The following is a 12,576-nucleotide window of genomic DNA, read 5'->3' on the forward strand; positions in this document are numbered from 1 at the left end:
CCATGGGTTGGAGCAGGAGTCGACGAAGAGATCGGATCGCTAAGAGACCTTCCCGCGGCGACGTCACTGTGGGTTGGAGAGCGACTTACTTGGTGGTCTTCCCTTGCAGGGCGTCACGTACGTCCTTGCCTGAGGACCCAGTGAGTCGATCCTGAGCAAGCAATCTGGGGGCGCTTGCTCGTTGCAGCGTTGGCATGGTGCTCGAGCGACAGAGCAGCAAGAAGTGTGGCCGCTCCCTAGGCCTCAAGCGATGACATGCGGCATATCCGCCCTGGGTAGCCCACCAAACGGAGAGAAGATATGGCCCTGCAACACATCCCGCCCATTCAATGTCTTGTCACCTTCGAGACGGTTGCAAGGCTTCGGAGCGCCACACGTGCCGCCGACGAGTTGTGTGTAACAACCAGCGCCGTGAGTCATCGAATCCGCCAGCTTGAATCTCACCTCGGTGTTGAACTCTTCGGGCGGAGTGACTTCACGCTTTCTGCACATGGTGCAGCGTACCTGGCGAATGTCCGAAGCGGCCTCGCTGCGCTACAGCAGATGCCGGTCAAAAATGGAAAAGCCTCTTCCACGCGACTGCGGGTCGCGGTGACCCCAACTTTCTCCAGGCAGTTCCTGATGCCCAAACTGGAACTGTTCCGCAACAAGTATCCGGACATCGACCTTATCTTGCAGGTCTCCATCCCATTCCTGGACGTCACAGCCGAGCCATCCGATTTGGAAATCCGGTACGGCGCGGGCGGATATGCGGACGTCGATCATCGCGTCGTTCTCTCGGAGGAGGTGGCGCCGGCTTGCAGCCCTACCTATCTCAACGAGTTCGGCCCCTTCGAAGGCTTCGAAATGGCGGGTGAAATCGACCAAGCGCGTCTGATACGTAGCCCGCTTGAGCCTTGGACGACATGGTTCTCCTCATGTGGATTGACGAGAACGGAGCCGCATGTGGGCGCTCAATTCAACGATCTAGGGCTTCTCTATGACGCAGCCGCGTGCGGGTTCGGCGTGGCACTAGTGAGGACCCGTATGGCGCAGTCATGGCTAGAGGGGGGGCGACTCATCCGCATATCGGATCGATCCGTGCCTTCACCGATGGCGCACTACTTATGCTGGGAACCTGGGGCCCTGGAGAGATGGGAGTGCGCCGCCTTTATGGAGTGGCTCACCGACTCGCTAAGTTGAGCGGCCCAAACACGGCAATCAAGTTTTCTGCAACTCAACCGCAAATAACTCTCAACCTGCTATATCGCGTGATTGTCTACAGTCAAGTCATGGCGTCTCGTCGACGCCTTTGACAGAAGTGTATTAGAACCTCCCCACACAATGCATCGCATTCATCGCTCAACGTTTGAGCCTCAGCGCCCGGAAGCAACGCTCCGCCTTGGAGCTGCAGCATCCGTCCAGGCTGATTGCGTGGTTCGCCGGCTCGCTACGGTCGCGCCGTCGCTCCGCACTGATTATCCAATAGACCGGCACAGCACGACGCAGCTTCATCGCACCAGGAGGGCAAAGTCATGAATGCGACGCGTGACGGCTGGTTGGCACATCCTACTGACGCTGAGCGGAGGGAAGCCCGGCGTGCGGAAGTGGTTTCCGCGCTAGAAGGCGTGCTGCCTAGGGACCTTATCCTGTCGCAGCGCGAGGACACCCAGCCATTTGAATGCGATGGCCTTACGGCCTATCGGGCGCAGCCGCTCGTGGTGGTGCTTCCCGAAACAGAAGATCAGGTTGTTGCCATTCTGCGAACGTGCAAGACGCTCTGTGCGCCCGTCGTGGCTCGGGGCGCAGGCACGGGATTGTCAGGCGGTGCGCTCCCGCATGAGATGGGCGTGCTCCTTTCGCTAGCTCGTTTTAACCGCATCGTCAGGGTAGATCCTGTCAGTTGTACCGCGGTGGTCCAATGCGGTGTACGCAACGCCGCAATCAGTGAGGCAGCCGCTACGCATGGACTGTACTACGCCCCCGATCCGTCCAGCCAGATTGCCTGCACGATTGGTGGAAACGTGGCCGAGAATTCCGGAGGCGTCCATTGCCTCAAGTACGGACTCACGTTGCAGAACGTAATGAGGGTACGGGGATACAACATTCAGGGCGAGGCGATAGAGTTTGGATCGGAAGCCCTTGATGTTCCTGGGCTCGATTTGCTCGGCGTCGTTGTAGGAAGTGAAGGGATGCTCGCAGTGACATTGGAAGTCACCGTCAAGTTAATTCCTAAGCCAGAACTTGCGCGATGCATCGTTGCAAGCTTCGACACCGTCGAAGCCGCTGGTGACGCCGTAGCCAACGTCATCGCGGCCGGCATCATCCCAGCCGGCCTGGAACTGATGGACAAGCCGATGACCGCCGCCGTGGAGGACTTCGTGCATGCTGGCTATGACTTGGACGCGGCCGCAATCCTATTGTGCGAGAGTGATGGGACGGCGTTGGAGGTCGAGGACGAGATTGTAAAGATGAAAGCCGTCCTCACCGCCAGCGGGGCCACTCGGCTTGAAGCAAGTCAGGACGAGGCGCAGCGTCTTCGTTTCTGGAGCGGGCGAAAGAATGCATTTCCCGCGACGGGACGCATGAGTCCGGATTACCTGTGCATGGATTCCACGATTCCTCGCAAGAGTCTCGCTGCGATCCTTCGAGCAATCAGCGAGATGGAGGTGCGCTACGGGCTTCGCTGCGTGAACGTGTTCCACGCCGGCGACGGGAATCTACATCCGCTGATCCTTTTCGACGCCAACAATCCCGAAGAACTGCACCAAGCGGAGCAGTTCGGGGCAGAGATTCTGGAAACAAGCGTCGCGCTCGGCGGGACGGTGACCGGAGAGCACGGTGTGGGCGTGGAGAAGCTGAACTCAATGTGCGTTCAGTTCTCAGGCGCAGAGCGAGAACAAATGTTTGCGCTGAAACGTGCATTCGATCCGCAATCGCTCTTGAATCCTGGGAAGGTAATTCCGACGCTGCATCGATGTGCCGAATATGGTCGCATGACTGTTCGGCGTGGGATGCTGCCGCATCCAGAAATCCCGAGGTTCTAGAATGACGACGATCCCCACGGAAGTGTCTCATCTGATTGAGACAGTCCTGCATGCAAGAAAAACGAAGACCTCTCTCAACATCGTTGGCGGCGGTACGAAATGCTTCTACGGTGAAGAGCCGTCGGGGGAACCGTGTGATGTCAGGCGCCTCAGCGGAATTTGCAGCTATGAACCGTCTGAGCTGGTTGTCACCGCTCGTGCAGGCACACCGCTAGAAGAACTTGAGGCCGTGCTGGCCGAGCACAATCAGTACCTTGCCTTTGAGCCGCCACGCTTTGCTAAAGGAAGTACTGTCGGAGGAGCGGTCGCGGCAGGTCTGAGCGGGCCAGCACGCGTCGGGGTAGGGTCCATTCGGGACTTCGTTCTCGGCGCGACCATGATTAACGGCAAAGGCGAGCTTCTGACATTCGGCGGGCAAGTGATGAAGAACGTTGCCGGTTATGACGTTTCGCGTCTTCTAGCCGGCTCTATGGGAATGCTCGGTGTTATCTGTGAGGTCTCACTGAAGGTTCTGCCCATTCATTCATTGACTATCACCCTGGTCTTTGAACGCGACGAAGCAGGGGCGTTGTCTCTCTTAACCGGGCTGACTCGGCAAGCATTGCCAGTCAATGCGAGTGCCTGGCACGACGGAATGCTGTTCCTCCGACTGAGTGGTGCAGCCTCTGCTGTCACGGAAGCCAGAAAGCGTTTGGGCGGGACTGAGCTGGAACCAGACGAAGCGTTTTCCTGGTGGGATGCCGTCCGGGATCACCGCCACGACTTCTTCTCACAGAGCGACGTGCCTCTCTGGCGTGTTTCAGTTCCGGCAGTCTCCCAACCCTTCTTGGCCGCGAACCAGCTTATTGAATGGGGTGGTGCATTGAGATGGCTGTACACCGACGATCCCATCGAGGACGTTCGGGAAATGGCGTCATCGCTTGGTGGTCACGCCACGCTGTTCAGGGATCCGCATCATAGGAGCGGCGTGTTCACCCCACCGAGCGATGCGCTCTTCGAGATTCATCGCAATCTCAAGCAAGCGTTTGATCCCGATGGCATCTTCAATGTTGGTCGGCTCTACCCCGGCCTGTAAGGGGCTCCGTATGCAGACAAAACTAAGTCATGAGTTTGCCAATACTCCAGAAGGGGCGGAGGCCGAAGAGATACTGCGCAAGTGCGTGCATTGCGGCTTTTGTACGGCAACGTGTCCGACGTACCTCCTTCTGGGCGATGAACGTAACGGACCCCGGGGACGCATCTACTTGATGAAGCAGTTGCTTGAGGGGGAAGAGGTCACAGCAAGCACCCAACAGAATCTAGACCGCTGCTTGACGTGCCGGAACTGTGAAAGCACCTGTCCCAGCGGTGTCGAGTACGGCAAGCTAGTTCACATTGGGCGGAAGCTAGTCGACGAGCGCATTCCTCGTCGGCCAAAAGACCGCGCGGTGCGTTGGCTGCTGCGCGAGGGGATAACTTCGCCATTGTTCTTGCCGGCCATGAAGATTGGCCGAATGGTTCGGCCGCTACTTCCTTCCAAGCTCGCCAACAAGCTTACGCCGAGCAGACCTGCGGGACAGCGTCCAACGCGCCGCCACGCCAGGAAAGTGCTCATGCTCGAAGGTTGTGTGCAGCCGGCGATGATGCCGAATATCAATTCTGCGACCGTGCGGGTACTCGATGCAGCCGACTTCCAGGTTGTAAATGTTCCTCGAGCCGGTTGCTGTGGCGCGATCCGGCTGCACACCGGAGATTACAAGGGCGGTCTCGATGATATGCGCAGAAACATCGACGCCTGGTGGCCGGCGATTTCCAGCGGTGAAGTCGAAGCAATTGTCATGAACGCGTCTGGCTGCGGCGCGACCGTGAAGGACTACGCCGACTTGCTAAAACATGACGCGGAGTACGCCGAGAAGGCAGCTCGGGTTAGCGAGTTGACCCGCGACCTGAGCGAATTGCTTCCTGAACTTCTGCCACGACTGCGCGGCAAAGTCAAAGCGTTCGAAAAGCCGGCCTTGGCGTTCCATCCGCCGTGCACGCTGCAACACGGCCAGAAGCTGCGGGGAGTGGTGGAGGAGCATCTGGGACAGTTGGGATTTTCCGTTCATGGTGCCGGCGTGGAGAGTCACCTTTGTTGCGGATCAGCCGGCACCTACTCCGTTCTGCAGCCCGAAATTTCACTCCAGCTCCGAGACCGCAAGATCAGGCATCTGAGTGAGAAGCAGCCTGACTGTATCGTGTCTGCGAACATCGGTTGCATTCAGCATTTGCAAAGTGGAACGCCCACGCCAGTAAAGCACTGGATCGAGATACTGGATGATGCAATCGAGCCGGCAGTCCAACCAGAGGAACAAGTATTTATCTAGCGGCAGGGAAAGAGACGGGCGTCGAAGTCGGCATGGGCCGCGGAGCGGCCCATGCAGTAGTGTTTCGCCTCCTGCAAGTAACGCGGTCGGCGAAAAGTTAGTCACATCAAGATAAGAGGAGCATTTTGTGGCGATCTATCGAATTGGAGAGAAAGAACCGACAATTCATCCGAGCTCGTATGTATCCGAGCATGCGGTAATCATCGGCGACGTGGAAATCGCCGAAGACGTGTCCATCTGGCCCGGCGCTGTGATCCGCGGCGACAATGACAAGATCACGATTAGGCGAGGCGTGAACGTCCAGGAGGGGGCTGTGTTGCACACCGATCCTGGCTTTCCCGTCGAGGTAGGCGAGATGGTCTCCATTGGACACCAGGCGATGCTTCACGGTTGCAAGGTCGGAGCACGTAGTCTGGTCGGCATTCAGGCTGTGATCCTGAATGGCTCCGAACTCGGACAACAATGCCTCGTGGGGGCCGGATCCTTGATCGGCGAGCGCAAGAACTTCCCGGCAGGAAGCTTGGTCATGGGCACACCTGCAAACCAGGTACGCGAACTAACGGAGGAAGTCAAAGCTGCGATCGAGAAGAACGCTGACGACTACATTAGCAAGGCGAAGACGTACAAGAAGGACCTGGTCAAGCTGAGTTAGCGAGCTCCGCGCGTCGGCGGATCAAGCGTCGACGTCTTGAGACGAGAGCGCCAGCCAGCGCCTCGTCTCGTCATCCCTCTCCACCAAGATTGGTGCTCCGGCCATCGCGAACGGACCCGACAAGGCCCGGCCTTGAGTTGCTACCCGGCCACAGGCGCAGTACCCCTTCACGCGCCGCCGCTGTCTGCGTGGTCGCTAACCGCGCCAGTCGGACCATATCGACTCGGTGCCTCCAGGCACTTCGCGCGATCATTCTTCACTGAATCGTTATATCATCTGTTATCAGTGATTCCCCCATTTTTGTAGACATGACAGAACCCTCGGTTGAAATGCTTGCGGACGAACTTAGACCCCGCTTGATGCGGATCGTTGTAGCGCTGAGGCGGGAAATGAGAGCGGCGCACGTGCCCCCCGCGCAGAGCGCTGTTCTTAGTGCATTGCTCGTAAGAGGGCCGATGCGAGTTAGCGATCTGGCCAGGAATGAAGGCGTCAGATTGCCTACGATGACGCAGATTGTCGGGCGGATGGTCGACGCCGAGTTAATCGCGCGCTCCGCACCCGTCGGCTCGTACAACAACATGATTCAGATTACTGATGAAGGCCGGGCTGTGGCCGGAAAATTGGCCGCACAGCGGACGGCGGCACTGCGCAAGCGCATGGAGGGATTGACGCCCGAGGAGTTGCAGACGGTGATCGCGATGTTCCCCATCATCGATAAGATGTTCGAAAGAGAACCGTGGCTGGACCACGAGTAATACCAACGAAATCTACCTGAAAGACGACACGATTCGAGAAGGCTTATCGCTAGCCGGCCGCGCTTGCGCTGCAACTGCGGAACTATGCAGGTAGTTGTCAGAGTCGCCGAGAGCGACCGGATCGCCTAATATGGCCGCACTGCCGCGACCTGTACGCTAATAAAAAAGGCGCCTAACACTCATTTAGGCGCCAAAACCTGACTGGGAACGTAGTTTCGGGGGAAAGGGCTACGAATCGCCCTTTGCGACCCCCGATCTACACTTGAGTGACAAATTTAGTGACGAGATAGCCGTCGAACGTCTCGGTCCCACCTTCACTCCCGATACCGCTATCTTTGATGCCTCCAAACGGTGTTTCGGCGAGAGCGCTTCCAAAGTGGTTGATGTTGACCATGCCGGCCTCAAGGCGGGTAGAGACAGCATGCGCCGTCTTCGCTGACTCGGTAAACACGTAAGACGACAGGCCGTAAGTCAGTTTGTTCGCTCGTGCCAGTACCTCATCGAGATCGTCGAATGCTACAACTGGGGCGACAGGGCCGAATGGCTCGCAAGTCATGAGCATGGAGTCGTCTGAAATGTCTATAACGACGCTGGGCGCGAAGAAATGTCCTGTGTCGCTGCACCTGGTCCCTCCGACGACAACCTTTCCGCCGCGCGCTTTGGAGTCGGCAATCAACCCTTCCATTGCAGCAACACGGCGTTGGTTTGCGAGCGGTCCCATCTGTGTCGAGCTGTCTAGACCGTTGCCGACCCGCGCTGCGCCAATGACGTCCGTAAAGCGCCTGAGGAACCTATCGTAAGCCCGGCGCTGGACGAAGAAGCGGGAGGGCGAGACGCATACCTGACCAGCGTTTCGCAGCTTGTAGTTTGCAAGCATCTCGGCGGCGGTATCGGCATCCGCATCGTCGAAGACGATTGCGGGGGAGTGACCACCAAGCTCCATAGTGATTCGCTTCATATGGGAGCCTGCGAGAGCTGCTAGTTGTTTGCCAACAGCAGTGGACCCCGTAAAGGAGATCTTCTGGACCAGCGGAGATGCGATGAGGTGTGCTGACACCTCCGCCGGGACGCCAAATACAATGTTTAAGCAACCAGGAGGAAGGCCCGCATCATGGAACAGTTGAGCGATCGCCAACACGGCACTCGGTGTCTCTTCTGGTCCCTTCAGAATGATCGTACAGCCTGCGCCAAGCGCGGCAGAGATTTTCCGGATCGCCTGATTGAAAGGAAAGTTCCAAGGGGTGAAGGCTGCGCAGACTCCGACCGGCTGACGTAGCACGAGCTGGCGGACGATAGGGTTGCGGCTGGGGATCACGCGGCCGTAGATCCGTCGAGCCTCTTCTGCATGCCAGTCCGCATGCTCCGCACAAACCGTTACTTCGCCCACGGCTTCGTGCAGAGGCTTCCCCTGGTCAATGGTCATGTTGCGGCCGATCTCCGGCGCCCTTTGACGGGCGAGCTCCGCAACTTTACGCAAGATTGCACTGCGTTCCAAAGGCGATGAGTCGCGCCACTTCTGGAAAGCTCGATGAGCCGCCTCGACGGCGGTGTCGAGGTCCTCGCGGGTGGCGAGCGGCAGTCGCCCAACGACCTCCTCCGTCGCAGGGTTGACTACGTCCTGGTGTCGCCGGCCTTCAATGCCGAGAAATTCGCCATTGATGTAAAGGTATAATTCTGGATACACAGCGTGTACTCCAATGACTAAGAGGTTAGCTACGAAATTCCGTGGTTGTGACGGAGGTCGATCTATTCGAGCTTAAAATCACCGATTTTAATTACTGCATCAATGCTCTTCTTGCGCTGGTTAAGGAAGCCCTCAAAATCCTCCGGGGACTGCGTAATGACTTCCATTCCAGTGCCTTGCATCCGCGTGCGAAGCTCGCTGTTCTTCAAAACCGTAGCGACATCGTTCTGTATTCTTTTGATTGCGTTCCGGGGCATTTTGGCAGGCGCATACAGGGCGATGGTTCCGGTAAGCTGGACGTCAATCCCAGCTTCCTTGAAGGTAGGGACGTTTGGCAGCATAGGCGAGCGTTCTGGCGTCGACACGGCAAGGGCCTTCACTTTTCCTGCCTTAACGAGTTGCGCGATCGGTGCCATATCGATCATGAGCATATCGATCTCACCTGAGACGATAGCTGGGACACTTTGCCCAGCACTCTTGTAGCCGACTGGGGTCATCTTTATTCCGGTCTTTTGCGCGAATTCCTCCATACCGACACGCATGCCCAAGTTGGCCCATCCGTACGTGAACTTCCCGTTGGCCGCACGAGCTGCCTTAATGAGGTCAGCGAGGTTGTTGTATGGCGCGGAAGCCGGGGTCACCACAACGAGTGGGGTTGCGGCCAGCCCGCTCACAAGAGTGAGTTCCTTGGTGGGATCGACAGCAACAGTGGGGCGCAAGTATGCGTCGATGATCAACGTTGTCGGGGGCATGACCAGAAAGGTCGAACCGTCCGGTTCAGCTCGCGCGACAGCCTTGCTGGCGATCGACCCGTTTGCGCCGGGCCGATTTTCGACGATTACAGGCCGATTCCAGATTTTCGCCAGCTCTTCGCCAACTGCGCGTGCAACTACGTCGGTGCCACCGCCCGGTCCGTAGCCAACAAAGAGCCGGACCGGCAACCGGTCAGATTGCTGGCCGTACAGGATGGAGGGCAGGGCCAGGGAGCAGAGTAGGACTGCTCTGCGGATAGCCGAAGCGGGTTTTGTCATGTTGTCTCCTCATTTATTATGAAATACAGTCTCAACCTGCTACCGCAGCTGGAGCGTGGTTCTTCGTCCACTCCTCCTTCAACGGCTTGATGTACTCACGCGCTTTTCTACTGGCGTTCCAACTAAGAACGCCCATCAAAACGTCTCCCTGGTAGTAGCGAAAGATGCAGGAGTCGTCTTTCAGTGGATCCCCTTCGACAACTTCAACGGTGTATTGCGGGCCGATGCGTCCGTAGCTTTGGATTTGGACCTGGTACTGATCCGACCAGAAAAACGGAAGCGGAGCGTATTCAACGCGAGAGCCGAGCATGTTCTTTGCCGCGGCCATCGCCTGTTCGCTTGCATTCGTCCGGTGTTCAATGCGCATGTGCTCGCCGTAGCCTTTGTGAAACCACTCTGCAGCATCGCCGGCGGCATACACGTTCGGGGCTGCTTCACAGTATTCATTGCAGACTACGCCGCTGCGGATGTTTAATCCGCTGCACCACTGCACGCTGGGAACTGCGCCGATAGCCACAACAATTACGTCGCAAGTGATCACAGCCCCAGTGTCCAAGCGGACTTCGGTAATGGTGCGGTCACGCCATTTCACCTCCCTGAGTTCGCAGTCGTTGTGGAAAACCACGCCGTTGGCTTCATGGATTTTTTCGATCCGCTTCCCAACGATATCCCCGACTCTCGCCCCGAGAGGAACTTTCGACTTATCGATGACGGTCACCTCACAGCCGCTGGTCTTTGCAATCGCCGCTAACTCTGTGCCGATGAAGCCCGCGCCGACTACTAGCACTCGCTTTCCGGCAGTCAGATGTTCCCGAATCGCCAGCGCGTCGTTTAAGTTGCGCAGGCTGTAGCAGTTCGCCGCCTGGTTGAGGTTGGGAATCACTCGAGCGTCCGCGCCCGTGGCGATCAGCAAGCGATCATATTGAAGTGTAGAGCCGTTGCTGAGTTGCAGCGAACTGGCGTTCGTATCGAGGGCGGTGGCCGATGTCCCGTCCAGGTAGTGCAGGTTCAGCGCCTTCATGCCGTCCTCGGACACAAAGTTGAGCGCCTCTACCGGACATTCTCCTGCCATCAGCCTCTTTGAAAGAGGAGGGCGGTCATAAGGCATGCCGCCTTCCTTTCCGATCAGCGTGAGCCGCCCTCCCCAGCCCTGTGCGCGCAGCGCTCGTGCTGCCGTGATGCCGGCGGCCGAGGCGCCGACAACGACGATGTGCTCGGGGGAGTTCATCATTGATCCTCGTGAATCTCGATGGCGAGCGCTGGGCAGATGCCAGCAGCCAAGCGTGCTGATTCGAATTGGTCAGCCGACGGCTCTGCGTTCAAGAGAATGACGATGCCATCCTCCTTTTGGTCGAACAGATCCGGCGCGTTGACGACACATTGACCAGAACCGCAGCACTTTTCGGGGTAGATCGTGATTTTCATGATGCGTATCATTTAAGTGGTGGATTACCAGCGAACAGGGAGTTCCTTGACGCCATACATGAGTGAATCGCCCTTGAAATCAAGGTTTTCCACGGGAACAGCAAGCTCGAGGTTCGGAAACCGCTCCAGCAAGGCGGTGAACATGATCTGCATTTCGAGCCGTGCGAGGGGTTGACCGATGCACTGATGCGGGCCGTATCCGAACGAGACCTGCGTCCTTGAATCTCGGCGAAGGTCGAACACATTCGGATCTTCAAATTTCGAGCTGTCGCGATTGGCCGAGACACTCAGCACTACAACGGGGTCGCCCGCCTGGATCATTTGTCCGTTCACGACAATGTCCTCGGTGGCGACACGACGCTTTCCTGAATGTGTGACATCCAGATAGCGCAGAATTTCTTCCACCGCGTTTGGAACGAGGCTTGTGTCTTGTCGAAGCTCATTCCAGATATCCGGTCGTTGCAGGAGGAAAAGCACTCCCATTGCGGTCGTATTCGCCGTGGTCTCGTGGCCGGCGATCAGCAAGAGCCTTGCAAGGGAAACAACGTCCGTTTCGGTGATATCGCCCTTTCGTACGTGATTGACGATGAGGCGGCTGAGGATATCTTCCCCGGGGTTCTCCGATCTCTTCGCCACCAGGTCCTTCAGGTACACCTCGCACAACTCATGATTTGCAGCGATGGCCTCCTCAAGCGTCGCACTACTCGACGTCAGGACCATCGCCAGTTCCTGAAAGAAGTCATGGTCTTCGTACGGAACGCCAAGCAACTCTGAGATCGCCAATGCCGGCGTAGCCAACGTAAAGGCGCTAACCAGGTCGGAGGGTTGAGGCTTTGTTGCGAAGTCGTCCAGCAGCTTGTCTACGATCGCCTGAATCCGCGGGCGAAGGGCCTCGATTTTGCGGATCGAGAATTCACCTGTCAGCATGCGCCGATGCTCTGCATGCTTGGGTGCATCCATGGTGATGAAGGTCCGGTTACTACCCCGGGCAACTTTCATTGCAGCACTGACAGTGGGATAGCCGGGATTCGTAATGTCAGAACTAAAGCGAGGGTCAGACAGGACCGAGCGGACGTCGTCATAGCGCGTAATCAGCCAGGCGATCTTTCCGTCCCAGAGCCTAGCTTGCCCCAAGCCGCTTCCTTGCTGCATCTGGAAGTACACCGGCGGCGGCGACAAAGGATCGACCCGTTCGGGCGGAAAGTCGGGGATGCCGCTGTCCCCGCCAGCGTGCATCGGACACGTGGACTGCGCAGGTGAGGCCGCGTGAAACGGGCAGCCAGTCGACTGCGTGGGGGTTTGGGGGGCGGTCATGAATATGTCTCCGATGGGAAATTGTGAGTACATATTAGGCAGCCTACCTACTATATGCAAAAGGGGTTTACCCTAATCGGTGCAGAGGATTGACCTCGCGTCACAAATCTCGAGCGGGACCAGGGGTGGGAGAGGAGGGCGTGGCTAGACTGGGGGAGCCCAGTTGGCCTGAAGGCGGGCGACCGCCGATTTCAGTGGTCAAGATATGCCGCCGGTGACCCACTGGGTATGCGCGAGGACTGTTTGCCTTCTGGTTGTTATAGCTCGTCCCAGGGTAGATATGCGGTCTGGCCGGGCTGGCTGACGACAGAGGTCGGTACCGAGTGAGGCGCGGCCGGAGGCCC

At 57.8% G+C, this 12,576-nt stretch carries 11 protein-coding genes; 6 read left to right on the forward strand and 5 right to left on the reverse strand.

Features of this window, described 5'->3' with window-relative positions:
* Positions 1 to 300 precede the first annotated feature (300 nt).
* From ACIGJG_RS27715 to ACIGJG_RS27740, 6 genes are all read left to right on the forward strand, one after another.
* Complete coding sequence (locus tag ACIGJG_RS27715; RefSeq protein ID WP_043355340.1) at positions 301 to 1,182, forward strand: LysR substrate-binding domain-containing protein; 882 nt, start codon at positions 301 to 303, stop codon at positions 1,180 to 1,182.
* A gap of 332 nt (positions 1,183 to 1,514) precedes the next feature.
* Positions 1,515 to 3,026 carry an FAD-linked oxidase C-terminal domain-containing protein gene (locus ACIGJG_RS27720; protein WP_483673430.1) on the forward strand — a complete coding sequence of 504 codons (1,512 nt, stop codon included), beginning with the start codon at positions 1,515 to 1,517 and terminating at the stop codon, positions 3,024 to 3,026.
* A 1-nt stretch (position 3,027) separates the two neighbouring features.
* Positions 3,028 to 4,101, forward strand: a complete 1,074-nt coding sequence (gene glcE, locus ACIGJG_RS27725) for a glycolate oxidase subunit GlcE (RefSeq protein WP_435384340.1) — start codon at positions 3,028 to 3,030, stop codon at positions 4,099 to 4,101.
* A gap of 10 nt (positions 4,102 to 4,111) precedes the next feature.
* Positions 4,112 to 5,371, forward strand: coding sequence for a glycolate oxidase subunit GlcF (gene glcF / locus ACIGJG_RS27730; RefSeq protein ID WP_483673431.1), 1,260 nt, complete (start codon positions 4,112 to 4,114; stop codon positions 5,369 to 5,371).
* Between the two features lie 127 nt (positions 5,372 to 5,498).
* A complete protein-coding gene (locus tag ACIGJG_RS27735; RefSeq protein WP_435384342.1) occupies positions 5,499 to 6,023 on the forward strand; it encodes a gamma carbonic anhydrase family protein in 525 nt (174 codons plus the stop codon).
* 389 nt (positions 6,024 to 6,412) lie between these two features.
* Entirely contained in the window at positions 6,413 to 6,778 is a 366-nt protein-coding gene (locus ACIGJG_RS27740; RefSeq protein ID WP_435384460.1) for a MarR family winged helix-turn-helix transcriptional regulator, read from the forward strand.
* A gap of 256 nt (positions 6,779 to 7,034) precedes the next feature.
* On the opposite strand, the gene ACIGJG_RS27745 is transcribed toward ACIGJG_RS27740, so the two are convergent.
* From ACIGJG_RS27745 to ACIGJG_RS27765, 5 genes are all read right to left on the reverse strand, one after another.
* Complete coding sequence (locus tag ACIGJG_RS27745) at positions 7,035 to 8,462, reverse strand: NAD-dependent succinate-semialdehyde dehydrogenase (RefSeq protein ID WP_435384343.1); 1,428 nt, start codon at positions 8,460 to 8,462, stop codon at positions 7,035 to 7,037.
* Between the two features lie 62 nt (positions 8,463 to 8,524).
* Complete coding sequence (locus ACIGJG_RS27750) at positions 8,525 to 9,493, reverse strand: tripartite tricarboxylate transporter substrate binding protein (RefSeq protein ID WP_483673432.1); 969 nt, start codon at positions 9,491 to 9,493, stop codon at positions 8,525 to 8,527.
* Positions 9,494 to 9,524: 31 nt separating this feature from the next.
* Positions 9,525 to 10,724: an NAD(P)/FAD-dependent oxidoreductase gene (locus ACIGJG_RS27755; RefSeq protein WP_483673433.1), complete on the reverse strand. Its 1,200-nt coding sequence runs from the start codon at positions 10,722 to 10,724 to the stop codon at positions 9,525 to 9,527.
* Entirely contained in the window at positions 10,721 to 10,918 is a 198-nt protein-coding gene (locus tag ACIGJG_RS27760) for a ferredoxin (RefSeq protein WP_062802147.1), read from the reverse strand. Before ACIGJG_RS27760 ends, ACIGJG_RS27755 begins: the two co-directional genes overlap by 4 nt.
* A gap of 24 nt (positions 10,919 to 10,942) precedes the next feature.
* Positions 10,943 to 12,232: a cytochrome P450 gene (locus tag ACIGJG_RS27765; protein WP_483673434.1), complete on the reverse strand. Its 1,290-nt coding sequence runs from the start codon at positions 12,230 to 12,232 to the stop codon at positions 10,943 to 10,945.
* Between the last annotated feature and the right edge of the window lie 344 nt (positions 12,233 to 12,576).

The organism is Cupriavidus sp. C1SS-2L, assembly GCF_057073735.1.

What these genes read in the sequence shown, in the direction of transcription:
- ACIGJG_RS27755 (WP_483673433.1), bottom strand. Translation starts at nt 10,724, where the DNA reads ATGATGAACTCCCCCGAGCACATCGTCGTTGTCGGCGCCTCGGCCGCC.
- ACIGJG_RS27740 (WP_435384460.1), top strand. Translation starts at nt 6,413, where the DNA reads ATGAGAGCGGCGCACGTGCCCCCCGCGCAGAGCGCTGTTCTTAGTGCA.
- ACIGJG_RS27760 (WP_062802147.1), bottom strand. Translation starts at nt 10,918, where the DNA reads ATGAAAATCACGATCTACCCCGAAAAGTGCTGCGGTTCTGGTCAATGT.
- ACIGJG_RS27715 (WP_043355340.1), top strand. Translation starts at nt 301, where the DNA reads ATGGCCCTGCAACACATCCCGCCCATTCAATGTCTTGTCACCTTCGAG.
- glcE (WP_435384340.1), top strand. Translation starts at nt 3,028, where the DNA reads ATGACGACGATCCCCACGGAAGTGTCTCATCTGATTGAGACAGTCCTG.
- glcF (WP_483673431.1), top strand. Translation starts at nt 4,112, where the DNA reads ATGCAGACAAAACTAAGTCATGAGTTTGCCAATACTCCAGAAGGGGCG.
- ACIGJG_RS27750 (WP_483673432.1), bottom strand. Translation starts at nt 9,493, where the DNA reads ATGACAAAACCCGCTTCGGCTATCCGCAGAGCAGTCCTACTCTGCTCC.
- ACIGJG_RS27765 (WP_483673434.1), bottom strand. Translation starts at nt 12,232, where the DNA reads ATGACCGCCCCCCAAACCCCCACGCAGTCGACTGGCTGCCCGTTTCAC.
- ACIGJG_RS27720 (WP_483673430.1), top strand. Translation starts at nt 1,515, where the DNA reads ATGAATGCGACGCGTGACGGCTGGTTGGCACATCCTACTGACGCTGAG.